The sequence below is a fragment of the Actibacterium sp. D185-2 genome (assembly GCF_054954595.1).
In genome coordinates, this window is record NZ_JBPWNX010000021.1 from 18,268 (window position 1) to 34,572 (window position 16,305).

General features: G+C 60.4%; 17 protein-coding genes. 16 read left to right on the forward strand and 1 reads right to left on the reverse strand.

From position 1 onward, the window contains the following. The first annotated feature begins 6 nt into the window (after positions 1–6). The 16 genes from ACSR1C_RS18730 (at position 7) to rfbA (ending at position 15,526) form a co-directional block, all read left to right on the forward strand. The gene (locus tag ACSR1C_RS18730) at positions 7–1,062 is read left to right on the forward strand and encodes a nucleotidyltransferase family protein (protein WP_460260632.1); all 1,056 of its coding nucleotides are present in this window, start codon (positions 7–9) and stop codon (positions 1,060–1,062) included. After that, positions 1,059–1,766, forward strand: a complete 708-nt coding sequence (locus tag ACSR1C_RS18735) for an acylneuraminate cytidylyltransferase family protein (protein WP_460260633.1) — start codon at positions 1,059–1,061, stop codon at positions 1,764–1,766. Before ACSR1C_RS18730 ends, ACSR1C_RS18735 begins: the two co-directional genes overlap by 4 nt. Continuing rightward, on the forward strand, positions 1,763–2,695 hold the full coding sequence (locus ACSR1C_RS18740; protein ID WP_460260634.1) for a hypothetical protein: 933 nt from the start codon (positions 1,763–1,765) through the stop codon (positions 2,693–2,695). Before ACSR1C_RS18735 ends, ACSR1C_RS18740 begins: the two co-directional genes overlap by 4 nt. Continuing rightward, complete coding sequence (locus ACSR1C_RS18745; protein WP_460260635.1) at positions 2,692–4,185, forward strand: capsular polysaccharide export protein, LipB/KpsS family; 1,494 nt, start codon at positions 2,692–2,694, stop codon at positions 4,183–4,185. The genes ACSR1C_RS18740 and ACSR1C_RS18745 overlap by 4 nt, the downstream gene beginning before the upstream one ends. 65 nt (positions 4,186–4,250) lie before the next feature. After that, positions 4,251–5,390, forward strand: coding sequence for a lipopolysaccharide biosynthesis protein (locus ACSR1C_RS18750; protein ID WP_460260636.1), 1,140 nt, complete (start codon positions 4,251–4,253; stop codon positions 5,388–5,390). A gap of 18 nt (positions 5,391–5,408) precedes the next feature. Then, positions 5,409–6,071 carry a CatB-related O-acetyltransferase gene (locus tag ACSR1C_RS18755; protein ID WP_460260637.1) on the forward strand — a complete coding sequence of 221 codons (663 nt, stop codon included), beginning with the start codon at positions 5,409–5,411 and terminating at the stop codon, positions 6,069–6,071. Beyond that, a complete protein-coding gene (locus ACSR1C_RS18760; protein WP_460260638.1) occupies positions 6,068–6,970 on the forward strand; it encodes a putative capsular polysaccharide synthesis family protein in 903 nt (300 codons plus the stop codon). The genes ACSR1C_RS18755 and ACSR1C_RS18760 overlap by 4 nt, the downstream gene beginning before the upstream one ends. Then, a complete protein-coding gene (locus ACSR1C_RS18765) occupies positions 6,967–7,614 on the forward strand; it encodes an acyltransferase (RefSeq protein WP_460260639.1) in 648 nt (215 codons plus the stop codon). Before ACSR1C_RS18760 ends, ACSR1C_RS18765 begins: the two co-directional genes overlap by 4 nt. Further along, positions 7,607–8,857, forward strand: a complete 1,251-nt coding sequence (locus ACSR1C_RS18770) for a hypothetical protein (protein ID WP_460260640.1) — start codon at positions 7,607–7,609, stop codon at positions 8,855–8,857. The genes ACSR1C_RS18765 and ACSR1C_RS18770 overlap by 8 nt, the downstream gene beginning before the upstream one ends. 78 nt (positions 8,858–8,935) lie before the next feature. Continuing rightward, entirely contained in the window at positions 8,936–9,907 is a 972-nt protein-coding gene (locus ACSR1C_RS18775) for a hypothetical protein (RefSeq protein WP_460260641.1), read from the forward strand. Continuing rightward, positions 9,904–10,899 carry a glycosyltransferase family protein gene (locus ACSR1C_RS18780; RefSeq protein ID WP_460260642.1) on the forward strand — a complete coding sequence of 332 codons (996 nt, stop codon included), beginning with the start codon at positions 9,904–9,906 and terminating at the stop codon, positions 10,897–10,899. The genes ACSR1C_RS18775 and ACSR1C_RS18780 overlap by 4 nt, the downstream gene beginning before the upstream one ends. 2 nt (positions 10,900–10,901) lie before the next feature. After that, the gene (locus tag ACSR1C_RS18785) at positions 10,902–12,047 is read left to right on the forward strand and encodes an NAD-dependent epimerase/dehydratase family protein (RefSeq protein ID WP_460260643.1); all 1,146 of its coding nucleotides are present in this window, start codon (positions 10,902–10,904) and stop codon (positions 12,045–12,047) included. 118 nt (positions 12,048–12,165) lie between these two features. Then, the gene (rfbC, locus tag ACSR1C_RS18790) at positions 12,166–12,726 is read left to right on the forward strand and encodes a dTDP-4-dehydrorhamnose 3,5-epimerase (protein ID WP_460260644.1); all 561 of its coding nucleotides are present in this window, start codon (positions 12,166–12,168) and stop codon (positions 12,724–12,726) included. Positions 12,727–12,729: 3 nt separating this feature from the next. Then, positions 12,730–13,782: a dTDP-glucose 4,6-dehydratase gene (gene rfbB, locus ACSR1C_RS18795; RefSeq protein ID WP_460260645.1), complete on the forward strand. Its 1,053-nt coding sequence runs from the start codon at positions 12,730–12,732 to the stop codon at positions 13,780–13,782. Continuing rightward, on the forward strand, positions 13,779–14,648 hold the full coding sequence (gene rfbD / locus ACSR1C_RS18800; protein ID WP_460260646.1) for a dTDP-4-dehydrorhamnose reductase: 870 nt from the start codon (positions 13,779–13,781) through the stop codon (positions 14,646–14,648). The genes rfbB and rfbD overlap by 4 nt, the downstream gene beginning before the upstream one ends. Further along, positions 14,645–15,526 carry a glucose-1-phosphate thymidylyltransferase RfbA gene (gene rfbA, locus ACSR1C_RS18805; protein WP_460260647.1) on the forward strand — a complete coding sequence of 294 codons (882 nt, stop codon included), beginning with the start codon at positions 14,645–14,647 and terminating at the stop codon, positions 15,524–15,526. Before rfbD ends, rfbA begins: the two co-directional genes overlap by 4 nt. Positions 15,527–15,567: 41 nt before the next feature. On the opposite strand, the gene ACSR1C_RS18810 is transcribed toward rfbA, so the two are convergent. Continuing rightward, positions 15,568–16,122: a hypothetical protein gene (locus tag ACSR1C_RS18810; protein WP_460260648.1), complete on the reverse strand. Its 555-nt coding sequence runs from the start codon at positions 16,120–16,122 to the stop codon at positions 15,568–15,570. Between the last annotated feature and the right edge of the window lie 183 nt (positions 16,123–16,305).

Sequence of the window (16,305 nt, forward strand, 5' to 3'; positions counted from 1 at the left end):
TTTCAGATGATGACCGACCTGAAGAAGATAACCGTGAGCGCCGATGCCTCGCTGCGCCGGGTCATGGAAGTCATCGACAGCGGCGCGCGCCAGATCGCCCTGGTGACGGACGACAGCGGCGTGCTGATCGCCACCGTCACCGACGGCGACGTGCGGCGCGGGTTGCTCAAGGGGTTGGGGATGGACGCGCCCGTCTCCGAGGTCATGCACCGCAATCCCGCGACGCTGCTCAAGGGGGCCTCTGCCGCCTCAGCACAGCGGCTGATGCGGGAACGCGGGCTGAACCACATCCCGGTGGTCGACCCGGACGGGCGTCTGGTGGGGTTGGCGCTGCGCGACGGGCTTACCGGGGTCGAGCCACGCCCGACCCGCGTCATCCTAATGGCCGGTGGCCTGGGGATGCGGCTGCGCCCGCTGACCGAAACCGTGCCGAAGCCGATGATCCCGGTGGGCGACAAGCCCCTGCTGGAACGCATCGTCACGCGGTTCCAGGATCAGGGCTTCAGCCGCTTCACCCTGTCCCTGAACTACCTCGGCCACGTGATCCGCGACCATTTCGGCGACGGGTCCGCCTTGGGGGTCGAGATCGACTATGTCGAAGAGACCAGACGCATGGGCACCGGCGGCGCGCTGTCACTGCTGGAGCGGTGGCCGGACGCGCCCTTCGTGGTGATGAACGGGGACATCCTGACGACAACCTCCTTTGGCGCGATGATGGATTTCCATGCCGAAACCGGTTCGGCGGTGACCATCTGCGCGCGCGAATTCAACATGCAGGTGCCCTACGGCGTGCTGAACACCGACGGTACCACGCTGGTGTCGATGGAGGAGAAGCCGGTGCACAATCACCTGGTGAACGCAGGCATCTACGCGCTCTCGCCGCTGGCTTTCGAGCATACTCGCTACGGCGAGCCGCTGGACATGCCCGACCTGATCGACCGGATAAAGGACGCGGGCCACAAGGTGTCGGTCTTCCCGGTGCGGGAATACTGGATGGACATCGGGCGGATCGAGGATCTGGACCGCGCCCGCGCCGAATACGAGACGGTGTTCGGGAAATGACGGGCGTTCTGGCGGTGATCACCGCGCGTGGCGGCTCCAAGGGCGTGCCGCGCAAGAACGTGCGCCCGCTGGGCGGGCGGCCGCTGATCGCCTGGACGGTGCGCGCCGCCCTGGAAGCGCAATGCGTGGCGCGGGTGGTGGTCTCGACCGACGATGAGGAAATCGCTCAGGCCGCGCGCGACGCCGGAGCCGAGGTGCCCTTCATGCGCCCAGCCGCGCTGGCCTCGGACACGGCGACCTCGGTCGACGTGATGATACATGCGCTGGACGCCGTGCCGGGGTTCGAACGGGCGGTGCTGTTGCAGCCGACCTCGCCGTTCCGCACCGGTGCCGATCTCGATGCCGGCTTTGCCCTGTGGCAGGGCGTGCCCGACGCGGGCGGCTGTGTCTCGGCCTGCGAAGCCGCAGAGTCGCCCTGGCTAATGTACGGGCGTGGGGCTGCCGGGCAGCTGGAACGGCTTCTGCCCGAGCCACCGAACGGTACGCGCCGCCAGGACCTGCCCAAGGCACTATTGCTGAACGGGGCCTTCTACTTCGTCGACGTGGCACGATTCCGGCTGGAACGGCGGTTCCTGTTTGCCGACAGCCTCGGCTTCGAGATGCCGGTGGAGCGCTCGCCCGACATCGACACGCCCGCGGATTTCGAAGCCATCGAACGGCAGCTGGCGGCCTGGGGCGGGCGCATCCCGGAGACCGTCGCATGAAGACGCTGTGCTTTCTCGACCGGATGGAACTGACCGACCTCTGCGGCCCGGTGTCGCAGGTCATGCCGGAGGACATCCTCTGCCTGCACCTCGCCTATGACGCGCCGGAGGCGGAAAAACTGGCCGCCATGGGCATCGCCGACGTGCCGGTGTTCAAGCAGTTGCTGCCCGCCTTCCTGAAGGATATGCCGCCCGATGCCGCGCGGCTGGCCGAGATCGAGCTTTGGATCGTCGCCGCCACGCAGGGCGCATTTGGCCTGAATTCCGACATCCAGAGCGACCGGGCGATGCAGGGCATTGCCTACACGGACTGCCTGCGGCTGGCCGATGCCTATCTCGCCTTCTGGCAGGACTTCGTGGAGAAACACCAGATCAACCACCTCCTGCATGAAACCGTGTCGCTGCTGTTCAACTTCATGGCTGAGCGGGGCGGGTCCTACCTGTTCTGCATCATGTCGCAGGCCGAGCCGGGCAGCTATCGCTTTATGGTGATGGAAGGGGACGAGCTGTTCTCGCCCGACATCACCCGCGCGCTGGCTCTGCCCGCAGGCGCACGCGGTGCCGAAGGCTATACCCGGGACGACCTGCGCGCCTTCCTCGAGGGGTTTCGCAACTCGATCGCAACCGTCTTTGGCGGGGCGGTGACGCAATCGGTAGCCTGGCATCGGCTGACCGATGACATACTTGAGCGGCTGCTGCCACCTTGGTCCGGCGGAATGCGCCGCCAGGACTTGCCCAACGCTTATGTCCTGAATGGGGCGATTTATCTGCGCCGGGTGGCGGATTTTGCCAAGACCGGCCAACTGGTGACGGGCAGCACCATTGGCTACGACTTGGCACGCGAACACGCCGTCGATATCGACACGCTCGAGGACTTCGCCCGCGCCGAGGCGCTCATTGCCGCCCGCACCGGAGAGCACACGCTTTGACAGTCCCCCACCCTCGCCGCCGCATCCTTCTGTTTCACCGGATGGATCTCGCGCTGCTGTTCTCCGGCCTCGCCGCGCCGCTGTCACGCGATCTCGACGTGTTTCACATGGCCTACGGGGCCGAGGAAAAAGACCGTCTCGCCAGCCTTGGGGTCAGCGATCCGGTGGTGGTGTTCAAGGACGAGATCCGTGCGCTCCACGATCAGATCGAGCTAAGCCCGGCGCTGCTCGAGGAGATCGACGCTCTCATAATCGAGCAGACCGACGGCGCGTTTTCGCTCAACTCGGCTATCCAGAGCGACCGCGGCTTCGCCCTGCTCGACTACGCCGACGCACTGCACCTCACCGCCACATACTACGTGTTCTGGACCCGGTTCATCGAAGACGAGGGCATCGATTTTCTGCTGCACGAGCCCTGCACCCTGATGTTCAACTTCCTCCCGGCGCTGATCCTGGCCAAGCGCGGAGGAGCCTATCTTTACAACATCATGGCGACCGGGCGCACAGGCACGTTGAACCACCTCACCATGACCGGTTACGACTTCACCTGCCCCGAGATCACGCGAAATTTGGCCGAGATCGAAGCCGGAACCCGCGCCGTAGACCCGGTCGCCTGCGATGCCTTTCTGACCGAGTTCCGCACCAGCTACGAGGTGTTCCTGAGCGGCGTGCTGGGAAGCAAACCTTCGCCCATGCGGCTGGTTGGGTCGATGGCAAAACACGCCGTTGTCAACCGGCGAAAGCGGGCGCGCCACGATCGGGTCCTCGACAATATCGACCATTGGCGCTTTAGCCAGAACCTGGGCTTGGACAAGCTGCGCAACCTGGTGGCCTACCGGCGGATCGCGTTCGACACAATCGACCCGAGCGAGCGGTTTTTCTTCTACCCCCTGCACCTGGAGCCGGAAGCGGTGGTCCTCTACCATGCCCATGGGATCTACGAAAATCAGGTCAAGCTGATCCAGAACATCGCCGGGCAATTGCCGCCGGGCACATGGCTCTACGTCAAGGATCATCCGCACGATATCGGCTATCGCAACGCAGCCGATTACGCAAAGCTCAAGTCCGTGCCCAATATCCGCCTGATCGACGCGCGGATCTCGGGGCGCGAGGTTATCCGCCATGCCGCAGGCGTGATAACCCTGACCGGAACGGCCGGGTTCGAAGCACTGCTGCTAGGCAAGCAGGTCTATACCTTTGGCAAGACCTTCTATTCGCCCGGCCCGCGCGTAACCTACCTGCGCCACATGCGCTATCTTCGCGCCGCCCTTTATGCTCGGCGCAAAGAGGATGCGCTGCCCGACGACGACCTCTACCCCTACCTAACTGCCTATCTGGACGCGCTTCATCCCGGTCTGACGGATTATTTCGCCGGGCGGGCCGAGAAATACGGCATCGATCTCGATGAAAATGCCGAGCGGGTGGCGATCAACCTTCTCGCCACCGTCGCGGATCTCGGTCCGGGCAAGGGGCGCGCATGCGCTGGTTAAGGTATCGCTATGTCATTCTGAACACCACGATCAGCCTGATCGCTTTCGCGCGCAACGTGCTGTTCATGCGCACGCTCGGGATCGAGGATCTGGCTCAAGTCAGCCTGATGCAGACCCTGGTTATGCTGATCGGCTTCGTCCAGATCGGGCTGTTGAATGGCGCCTATATCACCATGGCCGAGAAAGACGCCGAAAAGGATCGTCGGGTGGTCGACTTGGTATGGACGAGCTTCATCTTTCTGGCCCTTCTGGTCGCCGCCGGTGTGGGCTTGGGGTTCGCCGGGTTCCGCCCGGCCGTGGTCGCGCCCGTGACCCTGCTGCTTGGCGGCATTTCCGGTGCCGCGACCCTGGGCTCGACCTTTCTCAACAACTCGCTTGTCGCCCATGGCCAGCTTGATCGGGCCAATACCATCGGCCTTGCGGCGGTGCTCATTTCGCTGACGCTCGGCATCTTTTCGGCGCCCTACGGGCTCACCTTTGCCCTGCTCGCGGTCCTGTCACAACCGCTTCTGATCGTTGTTGGTGCGCTTGCCAGCACCGCGTGGCTGCGGCTGGCCTCTCTCCGGTTCGACCCGGGCAACGTGCGCGACCTGCTGCGAGTAGGCTCGCCGATGTTTCTCGGCTCGGTTTTCCTGCTGCTGAGTTACCAACTGGAGCGTTGGGCCATCGTCTTCGGCCTCGGGGAAGCCGCGCTCGGCCGGTTTTACCTCGTGATCATGTATATGAACTTTTTCGTGTTGCTGCCGGCGTCGATCCTGAACCTGCATTTCCCCCCTGCCCTGCGCGCCCTGTATTCGGACTCCTCCAGCGCGTTCAATGACCACGCCCGCCGGCATCTGCGTGACCTGCTGGCGTTTTGCGTGGTCGCGGGATTGCTCACCTTTTTTGCCATGCCGTGGCTGCTGCAGATCGCGTTGCCCCGGTTCAGCGCCGAAGCCGGTCTGGTCTTTCTCGCCTTTCCCGCGATGATCCTCTTTGTGCTGCGTGACACCGCGTCACTGGTGTTTCTCGCCACCAAGCGAACTGGCGCTTTCATCGCCTCTTCGGGGGTGTTTTTCGCGACCTATTCCGCCGCACTCGCCCTGCTGATATCGTTTGACGCATTCTCACTTGAAAGTCTGATCATTGCGCGCGGGGCAGCGGCGCTGGTGGCATTGGCTGTTGCGCTTCACCTGCGGGCCAGATCGCTATCCGAAGTAATGTAAATAGGAGCACCCGCCTGAATGTCTGTCACGTCCCAGATCCGTGATATTGCGAGGACAGGCGTGCGCTTTGCGCTCTGGCAAACCCGCAACCTGCGCCACGGCCATTTCGTTCAATCGGCCCATGTTTCGCCACGCGCAACCATTGGCTACCGCGCGATCGTTCGCCGCGGTGTCGAGGTCGGCGGCGAGGTCGAACTGGGGGCCTATTCCTACTTGAGCGGACCGCGCAGCTATGTCGAAAGCGGCCGATTCGGACGGTTTTGCTCGATCGCGCGCCAAACCGTGATCGGTGTGGGAAATCACGACATTTCCCGGGTATCGACGCATCCGTTCTCACTTTCGCCCGCCTATGGCCACCTCACGGACAAGCCCAAACATCTGCAGCAAAAGCCTCCGCCTGTGATCGGAAACGATGTTTGGATCGGGATCAACAGCGTGATCATGCGCGGGGTAACAATCGGCGACGGCGCCGTCGTTGCAGCCAATTCGGTGGTCACCAGGGACGTGGCCCCTTATACCATCGTCGGCGGATCACCGGCCAAGCTGGTCAAGCCGCGTTTCACGCCGGAGATTGCCGAGGCGCTCCAGCAGATCGCCTGGTGGGACTGGAATGAGGCGACCCTGCGCGACCGGGTGGACTTGTTCGATGACCCAGAGAAATTCGTAACGAGGTTCAGATGACCAACATCCATGGATCAACCACAGCGGTGCGCCGCCCGCATAGCCTTGTGAGCGACCTGATGCGCCCTGGCAGGATCAGGGACCTGGCAAGCAAGCTGTGGGTGCGGGTGCGCTTCCGCCTTCTGGCGCTGGCCCGTCCACGCACCACCATGCGCCGTCACCGCGCGCTCAGGGGCAAGACCGTCGTCATCTACACCCTCGGAAAAGTCGGGTCGTCTTCGATCTACCATTCGCTGCTGAGATCGTTCCCGTTTCGACACATTTTTCACGTCCATTTCATGTCCGGCGAATGGCTCGACCGGCGCCTGCCCGGAACGGCGTTCGCACGCGAGGTCCGCTCGGGACGCCGCGCCCTGACGGCCTTGAAAAAGCCGAGCCAGACGACCCTCTATATCTGCATGGTTAGAGATCCAATCGCGCGCGACCTATCCAATGTTATTCAAAATCACCACGCCAACGAGATCGACATAAACGGCCTGCCAATGGACGCCGTGGTCACAAAGCTTCGCTCCGAGGGCCACGGATTTGGCGAGCTCTGGTTCCACACAGAGTTTTCCGAACACATCGGGCGCGACATCCTGTCGTTCCCTTTCGACAGATCCCGCGGTTACGCGATTCACCGGATCGACGACTCCCGGCAATTGCTGTTGGTGACTCTCGAAAGCCTGAACGTGGTCTTCGACGAAGCATTGTCGCGTTTTCTTGGCGTCGATGTCGACCAGCAATTCCGTTTCAACGAAAGCAGCGCCAAGCCCGAGGCTGAATTCTATGCTGCCTTGAAGTCGGTTTATCTGTTGCCAGAAGCCGAGTTGGCAAAAGTCTACGATACGCCCCTCATGCGGCATTTCTACACGGACGAGACAATCGCTGGCTTCAAGGCGCAGTGGGAGGCGAAATGAGCCGGGATTCCAGAGGTCGCTTTTTGATGGTTCCATACTGGCTACGCAACGCGTTTCTCACGCGTCTCTTCAGGTTGTTTTTCGCCCGCAGTTTCGCAGCCTTTGGTGCGAACGCATATGTATTGCAGCCGGACGGTATCGCTGGCCCGGAAAACATCTCGATCGGCCGTGATGTCGTGGTCGACAGTCATGCCTACCTCGCGGCTCGATCTTTGCACGACGCTGAGCCTGTGTCGTTGACGATCAGCGACGGTTGCCGCTTGGGCCGTTTCAACCACATCCACGCCACCCGCCGGATTCACATTGGGCCTAGTGTGCTGACCGGACCCAATGTCTATATCGCGGACAACACGCATTCCTTCGATAACCCAGAGGTGCCGATCTACGACCAACCTGTGGTGCAATTGGGGGAGGTCTCGATCGGTAGCGGCACTTGGATTGGCCACGGCGCCAAAATAATAGGCGCGCGGATCGGGCGTAATTGCGTGATCGGCGCCTCGGCATTGGTGCGCAACGACATTCCCGACCTTTGCATGGCCGTCGGATCCCCAGCGCGGATCGTCAAACGCTACGACCCCGAAGCCCGCTGTTGGCGAAAATGCGCGGCCGACGGTAGCTTTGCCGAGAGTCCGGACAATGGCTGAAAGCCTGATCCCTGATTACGCAGACGCGCGTTTGCTGGCTCCAGAGGGCAGCCGTCGGAGCCGCATCGACTGGCTCCTTTTTACGACTCTACTATTGCAGATTCTGAACAGCGGCGGGGTGCAGTACTATGACATATATGTTCTGACAGCTGCGACTGCCCTCCTACAGTTGCTCATGCTCAGCCGTGTAAGATGGCAGCTGTCTGCGCGTCTACGCCCGGCATTACTGTTGTTTTTCATCTACTTGATCTACGTATTGGCAATCATCCCAACCTTTGGCGACGTGCGATACGTAATGATCCATTTCAACATGATCGGCAGTGCGTTGTTGACATTGAACTACCTGATCCTGCGCAAGCCTGACTTTGGACGCACCTTCAGCGCAGTATTTCTTTTTCTGCTGCTCCACGGCTTTGTGAACTGGGTACTTGTAAGCACCGCATTCTCTTTCTTTTCGTCGGTGCCCGATATCAGATCCTATCAGTTATTGTACATATTCTTCGGCATGAGCGACCAATACTTCGGCATTCACCGCAGTCAAAGTCTGTTCTGGGAGCCGGGGGTCTATCAACTGTATCTGAATATCGCACTGCACTATTTCTTGTTCTATGACCGCAGGAAATGGGCAGTGCCTGCGATTGTCGGCGTGTTGTTGACTTTGTCGACCACCGGCATCGTTATTGCCGGTCTACAGATCGCCTATTTCGCCGTGTTTAACGACTTGCCGATGCGCAAGAAAGTGACAATGCTGGTTTTCGTCTTTCCGGTGATTTTGTGCTATGCACTTTTCGCCTCGAGCTTGACCGCCGACAAGGTTTCCGGCAGCCAGCAGGGATCGTTTCTCGCTCGGAGCTTCGACACACGGAATGGGTTAAGTGTGGCGCTGGACTATCCGTTCGGAATCGGCTTCAACAACAAGACCTACCAGAACATGGCGGCAGGAAATGTTTTCAATGTCGATACCGACATCGTCATAACCGATCGCGGTCAAACGAATGGGGTTGTGAAGTTGCTCTATTCTACGGGTTGGTTCTGGGCCGCTGTACTTCTGTTCCTCACCTACCGCCAGCGACTTTTGGTGCGGCACAGAACACTATTTTTTCTGGTCCTGATAGGATCTTTGTCGACGCAGGCGCTTTTCTTTAGCCCATTTGTGTTTCTCTTTGTGGTCTCCGGCTCGACTCGTTTCTGGCCCGATCACGAACCCCGGCGGCGCTCTTCTAGCCAGAAACGGCCGACGTAGTATGCGGCGGACGTCCCCCCGGATTGTGGGCCCTGCTGCCGGCCCTCCCTCGACCTTTCGAACAACGGAGCCTGAATAGTGAAAGTTCTTTTTATCGGTTTCAACTACTACGGGTACACAAAAGCCATCACCGAAGAGATGACGCGTCTCGGGGCCGACGTGACCGATGTCGATATCAGGCCCCGCAGATTTTGGCACAAGGTTGTTGGAACTATCTCGCCAAGCCGCTACGCGGCGTTTCTAAAGCGACACCATGCCCAAGCTGTGGCGGAGGCCCGAAAACAGAAATATGATCGAGTGGTTTTTCTTCAAGCTCACCACGTCGAGCCCCAGCTCCTAGCCGAGCTGCGTGAGAGCCAGCCGGGTGTGCCTTTCGTTCTCTATAACTGGGATTCCCTGACCACCCACGACTTCCGCCCGCAAGCGCAATACTTCGACAGAATCTACACATTCGACCGCACCGATGCCGAAACCGAAGGATATGACTACCTGCCTCTTTTCTGCTCCCGCGAGATGCAGGAGCTTACCCGCAATCGAGCCCGGCCGCGCCAAGTGTATTGTGTCGGCACAGTCGTCAACCTCCAACGCTATCACGCAGTCCTCGCGTTCGACACCTATTGTCGTGCCAACGGGATCGGCTTCGATTACTTCCTTAAAATCAGACCGATGGTCTATCTTCGGCTGCTCGCGGAAGTAGGCATCCCGCGTGGGGTCAGCTTCCGCTCGATCGACCCGGGCCACTTCCACGACATGATCGAGCAGTCGGCGGCGGTGTTTGACTTTGCCAACCATCAGCAGTCGGGCCACACAATGCGCACCATCGAAAATCTGTGCTGCGGAAAGAAAATTATCACGAACAATGCCGGGGTCCGCGACGAGGGGTTCTTTGGCAGCGACCGGTTTCTGATATTCGACGATCTCGATTTTTCGGGCGTTGCGGAGTTTCTTGATACCCCGCTCGTCGACAAAGACGCGCAGTTCGAAGACTACGGAGTCCAAGCCTTCACCCGGCGTATACTCCTGCTTGACGAACCGAGAGAAGCAAAGTGACTAGTTCGACGCCGCCGCGCTGCCTGCTGATAGCGCCTCTCACCTTTTATACATTCCATGAAAGGCTGCAGGCCGGACTCGAGGCTCAGGGCTTCGTGGTCGACATGGTCAACGAAGAGTTTCCGGCCAATACGCTTGGCAAGATCCTCGCGAACACGATGTTGCCGCTCATACGCCGCACCACATTGGTAGCGCTGCGCCGTTACCTCGCGAAAAAGCCGCGCTACGATGTCGTGTTGATTGTGAAGGGCAGAGGGATGGGCGCGGCGTCGATCGCGCTGCTGAAGGCGCATGCCGACCGCGTCGTGGCCTACACGTGGGACAGTTTCGACTACAGCCCATCGCCGCTCGACTGGAAGGACGCAACCGACAAGTTTGCCACGTTCGACATTGTCGATTCTGAACGTCACGGACTTCCGCTCGTACACTTGTTTTCGGGGGTGACGTCGACGCAGCAGTCGGACAGCCCGGCCTACGACCTTTCAGTCGTGATGCGGGTTCATTCCCAACGCCTGCACTACGTTGATCGGGCCTTGAGATCGCTCAAGGGACGGCCCGTGTTCGTGTTCCTGTATGCCGGCAGCCTCTTCACATATATACCGCATGCCTTACGCGCACCGCTTGCGGCCTGGCGGCTCAGGCGTCACATTTCCCACAAGGCGCTGGGCTATGAACAGGCGATGGATGCAATCGCAAATTCGAAAGCCACGCTCGACTACGCTCACCCGCTACAAAGCGGGATAACCGTGCGTTGTTTCGAGGCGCTCAGCATGGGGGTGCCGGTCATAACGAACAACCCGCATGCGGCCCGTGCAGGCGTTTTCGGCGATGGCGATGTGGTGATATTCCCGCTTGACGGTGATCCCGGGCGCCTCCCCGACCTCATCGCCGGACTTGCCCGGGGCGACACCCGGCAGACAATCCGGACGATGGATGAATTTATTGCCGACCTGCTAGACGACAGCTCAGCAACAAGAACGAAAGCGAGATGACAATGACAACAGTTCTGATCACCGGCGGCGCCGGCTTCATCGGGTCGAACCTGGCTCGATCCTTGAACGCGAAAGGCTATGAGATCATAGCGCTAGATACGCTGTCGGAACAGATCCACGGCGCCGATCCCCAGACCTCGTCGCTGGTGCGCTCGCTCACGGGTGTGGCGCGCCTCGTCAAGGGGTCGGTGACCGACAAGGCGATCATGACCGACCTGCTGAAATCGGCCGATGTCGTCGTTCATTTCGCGGCCGAAACGGGCACCGGGCAGTCGATGTACAACGTGCACCATTACTCTGATGTCAATATCGGCGGTACGACGCTGATGCTGGATATCCTCGCCAGCGTTCCCCATACGGTCAAACGCATGGTTGTTGCCTCTTCGCGCTCGATCTATGGCGAAGGGCGGTATCGCGACAGCAGCGGCGCTTTCGTCTATCCCCGTCAGCGGCGTGAGGCCGATTGTAAGGCGGGCCGTTTCAACCCGATCGACCTGCGGACCGGTGAGGATTACGAGCTTTGCGCGACGGACGAAAACTCGAAGATTCAGCCAAGTTCGGTCTATGGCATCACCAAGCAGGTTCAGGAGCAGATGGTGATGACTGTGGCGCCACTTCTGGGGATCGAGCCGGTGGCACTGCGCTATCAGAATGTCTACGGGCCCGGCCAGTCCCTGTCCAATCCATACACCGGGATCCTTTCGATCTTTTCCAACCTGATTCTGCAGGGCAGGGAGATCAACGTGTTTGAGGACGGTCTCGAGAGCCGGGATTTCGTGTTCATCAACGATGTCGTAGCGGCAACCGTTCTGGCTATCGAACATCAGAACGCTGCGGGCGATGTGTTCAATGTTGGCTCGGGGTGCGCCACCACGGTCCTAGAGGTGGTGGACCACCTGAGCAAGCACCTCGGCGCAGGGGCAGTCTACCGGGTGTCCGGAGAGTTTCGCCTTGGAGACATTCGCCATAACTTCGCAGATCTCAGCCATATCAGCGATCGCCTTGGATACCAGCCGCAAGTTCCCTTCGCCGAGGGGATCAAGCGCTTTGCCGCCTGGGTTGCAGAACAAGGGCCGGCACGAAACAATTACGATCAATCACTTGCCGAATTGCGGAATCGTGGACTCATGAAGGGTATCCGTTCGTGATTCAGATGAGCGAAAACAATCGATGCGCTCACAGAGGTAACGTGGTCTAGGCGCGGCTTCGCAATGAGCCAAAAAGCAGATCGCAAAGAAACTGGAAACCTTAAAGGGAGACGGGCACTTGCAGGTCGAACATACCAAACTCGCGGGCGTCTTGCTCATCCACCCAAAACGGTTCGGAGACACGCGTGGATTTTTTGCGGAAACCTTTAGCCGCCGTGCTTATGTTGGTGCGGGCGTGGATCCTGAATTTGTTCAGGACAACCATTCCCTCTCGGCCAAGGTGGGCACGGTGCGGGGCTTGCATTTTCAGGCACCTCCGCACGCGCAGGCCAAGCTGGTACGCTGTGGTCGGGGCGCGATTTTTGATATAGCCGTCGATATTCGGCGGGGCAGCCCAACTTATGGCCGCTGGGCAGGCTATACCTTAAGCGCGGAAAACGGCGCGCAGCTTTATATCCCGGTGGGCTTTGCCCATGGCTTTGCCACGCTCGAGCCCGACAGCGAGATTATCTACAAATGTAGCGATTATTACGCCCCGGAAACCGAGGGCGCGCTGCGCTGGGATGACCCGGATATTGGCATCAAATGGCCCCTCACAGGCGCGCCGGTGCTAAGCGAGAAAGACGCGGCCGCCCCGCTGCTGGCTGGCTTAAACAGCCCATTCACCTTTGAGGGATAAGAGATGAAGCTACTGGTCACAGGTGGGGCGGGGTTTATCGGCTCGGCCGTGGTGCGGCTGGCGGTGGCGCGCGGGCATCAGGTGGTAAACCTGGATGCGCTGACCTATGCCGCCAATCTGGCCAATGTGGCGCCGGTGGCGGATAGCCCGCTTTACGCCTTTGTGCAGGCCGATATCCGCGACCGCGCGGCGCTGGATGCGGCCTTTGCCACGCACCGGCCCGATATCGTGCTGCATCTGGCGGCCGAATCCCATGTCGACCGCTCCATCGATGGGCCCGCCGATTTTATCGACACCAATATCACCGGCACGTTCAACATGCTGGAGGCGGCGCGCAAATATTGGCAGGCGGCGGGGCGGCCCGATGGGTTTCGCTTTCATCACATCTCGACGGACGAGGTTTTTGGCTCTCTGCCCGCAGACCCGGGCGTGCAGTTCACCGAGGCTACGGCATACGACCCGCGCAGCCCCTATTCCGCCTCGAAAGCCGCGTCAGACCATCTGGTGCGCGCCTGGCATGAGACCTATGGCTTGCCCGTGGTGCTGAGCAATTGTTCCAATAATTACGGGCCCTACCACTTTCCAGAAAAGCTGATCCCGGTGGTTATTCTGAACGCGCTGGCGGGGCGGACCCTGCCGATTTACGGCGATGGCAGCAATATCCGCGATTGGCTTTACGTCGAAGATCACGCCGATGCGCTGCTGTTGGTGGCCACCAAGGGCGCGCTGGGGCACAGCTATAACATCGGTGGCGAGAACGAGCGCACAAACCTGCAGCTGGTGCAAACGATCTGCGCTATCCTCGACCGGTTGCGCCCGCGCGACACTGGCGCTTATGCCGATTTGATTACCTTCGTCACCGATCGCCCCGGCCATGACGCGCGCTATGCCATCGACCCCACGCGCATTCGCCGCGAGCTGGGCTGGCGCCCCAGCGTGACGGTGGAAGAGGGGTTGGAACGCACCGTGCGCTGGTATCTCGAGAACGACGCATGGTGGCGCCCGCTGCTGGCGCGCCACGGCGTGGGCCAGCGGCTGGGCAGGGCCGCGCCATGAGCGATTTGTTGGTTTTTGGCCGCACGGGCCAGGTGGCGCGCGAGCTGCAGCATTTGGCGGCAGTTCAGGCGCTGGATCTGCTGGCCTTGGGGCGCGATGCGGCCGATCTGGCGCAGTCTGGCGCCTGCGCGGCGGCCATCCACGCCCACCGCCCCCGCGCGGTGATCAATGCCGCCGCCTACACGGCCGTTGACCGCGCAGAAGAGGAAGAAGCTTTGGCCACCGCCATCAATGGCACAGCGCCTGCGGAAATGGCTCTGGCCTGTGCGACGCTGAATATTCCCTTGGTGCATATCTCCACCGATTATGTGTTTCCCGGCACCGGCCACCACCCTTGGGCGCCCGGTGATATCACACTGCCCGCCAATGCCTATGGCCGCAGCAAATGGGCGGGCGAAGAGGGCATTCGCGCCAGCGGCTGTGCCCACGCCATTTTGCGCACCTCTTGGGTGTTTTCCGCTCATGGCACGAACTTTGTCAAAACCATGCTGCGCCTGTCCGATACCCGCGACCAGATCAGCGTGGTCGATGACCAAATCGGCGGCCCCACGCCCGCGCGCGCCATTGCCGCCGCCTGCCTGGCCATCGCCCAACAGCTGCAGGATGCGCCGGAAAAAACCGGCACCTATCATTTTAGCGGCGCGCCCGATGCCAGCTGGTGCAGCTTTGCCCGCGCGATATTCAGCCTAACGGGCCGGCCCACCCGTGTGCAGGCCATTCCCACCAGCGCCTATCCCACGCCCGCCGCCCGCCCGCTGAACAGCCGGTTAGAATGCAACACCACCACCTCCGTTTTTGGTTTGCCGCGCCCAGATTGGCACGCAGGGCTGAAGGAATGTTTAACAGAGTTAGGGGTACCCACATGACACAGCGCAAAGGCATTGTTCTGGCCGGAGGTTCGGGCACGCGGCTTTACCCAATCACCATGGGTGTGTCGAAACAGCTGCTGCCGATTTATGACAAACCGATGGTGTATTATCCCTTAACCGTGCTGATGCTGGCGGGCATCCGCAAGATCATGATCATCACCACGCCCCACGATCAAGAGCAGTTCATCCGCACGCTGGGCGATGGCAGCCAATGGGGCATCTCGCTGCACTACAAGGTGCAGCCCAGCCCCGATGGGCTGGCGCAGGCCTTTATTCTGGCAGAAGAGTTTCTGGCGGGCGCCCCGGCGGCCATGGTGCTGGGCGATAATATCTTCTTCGGTCATGGGCTACCGGACCTGCTGAAAGAAGCGGGTAAAACCACCAGCGGCGCCACGGTGTTTGGCTACCGCGTCTCTGACCCCGAGCGCTATGGCGTGGTGGATTTTGACAGCAGCGGCACGGTCAAAAGCATCATAGAAAAGCCGCCCGTCCCGCCCTCGAACTACGCCGTCACCGGGCTTTATTTTGTCGATGGCAGCGCGCCAGAACGTGCCCGTGCCGTGCGCCCCTCGGCCCGGGGCGAGCTGGAGATCACCACGCTTTTGGAAAGCTACCTGCACGATGGGCAGCTCAATGTTCAAAAAATGGGCCGCGGCTATGCCTGGCTCGATACTGGGACGCATGCCAGTCTGCTGGACGCCGGCAACTTCGTGCGCACCCTGACAGAACGCCAAGGCCAGCAAGTGGGCAGCCCCGATGAGGTGGCATTCGAGATGGGCTGGATAGATGCTGCCCAGCTGCAGTCGCGCGCCCAAAAATTCGGCAAAAATGCCTATGGTTCGTACTTGGAAGGGATCGCGCAGAGACGAAGCTGACAGCACCTTTCGTACGTTTCTTCATCAAGGAAACCAACCTTTTATACGCTCAAAAGGCGCAAGTAGCACTGATCCTTCTTTTGTTTCGCGAGGTAAATGACATGCAGCCCTGCCTGCTTGGCCTTTTCCGGCAACTCAAGCGGCCCTTTCCATAAATCTGGACCACCAGCGCGTTCCACCTCTCCAATCGATTTTGCCTCGTTCTCGGCATCGAACCGATCGATCAAGAGTCGCTGTTTGCAATCGGGGTCTCGTCGATATCGCTTCCATTCTTCCAACTGCCCTACGGCGGAATAGGTGAAGCCAAGAAGCACGGTTTCCGGTTCGTCGCCATCGACGTAGAACCGGGGGCGTTGTCCGTGCGATAGGCTTTCAAGGTCGACGCCGTATCGCCGGGTGACTGCTCCCTCGATTTCAGCCGGGACCTGACCGGCAACATCGCGCAGAGCTTCAACGTCTCCAAACACAGCCGTGGCCGATAAGGACCCGAGCCTGTAACAAAACACGATTTCCACGAGCGCCGCGCGCTGGCCCTCAGTCAGAGCATCCAGTGCAGCCGAATACCCCGACAAAGCGTCGATGTCTAGAAACTGCATTTTCTCGCCTCCTAGTCGACAGCCACCGAGCCGCTCGCTGTAAAGCTGGCGGCTTTTTCATCGGGAGTGTCATGAACTCTGTGTATCTGGTTTGGCCCATGCGGGTTTCAGATACGGTCACGCGTTGAAGCGCTCATCGAACATGATAGCGAACTGATTGCGGGCGGCAAACCATTCCCGGAC

Bases quoted from the DNA above. Each gene is read 5' to 3' on its own strand.
- ACSR1C_RS18750 (WP_460260636.1), top strand. From the start codon at position 4,251: ATGCGCACGCTCGGGATCGAGGATCTGGCTCAAGTCAGCCTGATGCAG.
- ACSR1C_RS18760 (WP_460260638.1), top strand. From the start codon at position 6,068: ATGACCAACATCCATGGATCAACCACAGCGGTGCGCCGCCCGCATAGC.
- rfbA (WP_460260647.1), top strand. From the start codon at position 14,645: ATGACACAGCGCAAAGGCATTGTTCTGGCCGGAGGTTCGGGCACGCGG.
- ACSR1C_RS18785 (WP_460260643.1), top strand. From the start codon at position 10,902: ATGACAACAGTTCTGATCACCGGCGGCGCCGGCTTCATCGGGTCGAAC.
- ACSR1C_RS18770 (WP_460260640.1), top strand. From the start codon at position 7,607: ATGGCTGAAAGCCTGATCCCTGATTACGCAGACGCGCGTTTGCTGGCT.
- ACSR1C_RS18735 (WP_460260633.1), top strand. From the start codon at position 1,059: ATGACGGGCGTTCTGGCGGTGATCACCGCGCGTGGCGGCTCCAAGGGC.
- ACSR1C_RS18755 (WP_460260637.1), top strand. From the start codon at position 5,409: ATGTCTGTCACGTCCCAGATCCGTGATATTGCGAGGACAGGCGTGCGC.
- rfbB (WP_460260645.1), top strand. From the start codon at position 12,730: ATGAAGCTACTGGTCACAGGTGGGGCGGGGTTTATCGGCTCGGCCGTG.
- rfbD (WP_460260646.1), top strand. From the start codon at position 13,779: ATGAGCGATTTGTTGGTTTTTGGCCGCACGGGCCAGGTGGCGCGCGAG.
- ACSR1C_RS18765 (WP_460260639.1), top strand. From the start codon at position 6,967: ATGAGCCGGGATTCCAGAGGTCGCTTTTTGATGGTTCCATACTGGCTA.
- ACSR1C_RS18740 (WP_460260634.1), top strand. From the start codon at position 1,763: ATGAAGACGCTGTGCTTTCTCGACCGGATGGAACTGACCGACCTCTGC.
- ACSR1C_RS18810 (WP_460260648.1), bottom strand. From the start codon at position 16,122: ATGCAGTTTCTAGACATCGACGCTTTGTCGGGGTATTCGGCTGCACTG.
- ACSR1C_RS18730 (WP_460260632.1), top strand. From the start codon at position 7: ATGATGACCGACCTGAAGAAGATAACCGTGAGCGCCGATGCCTCGCTG.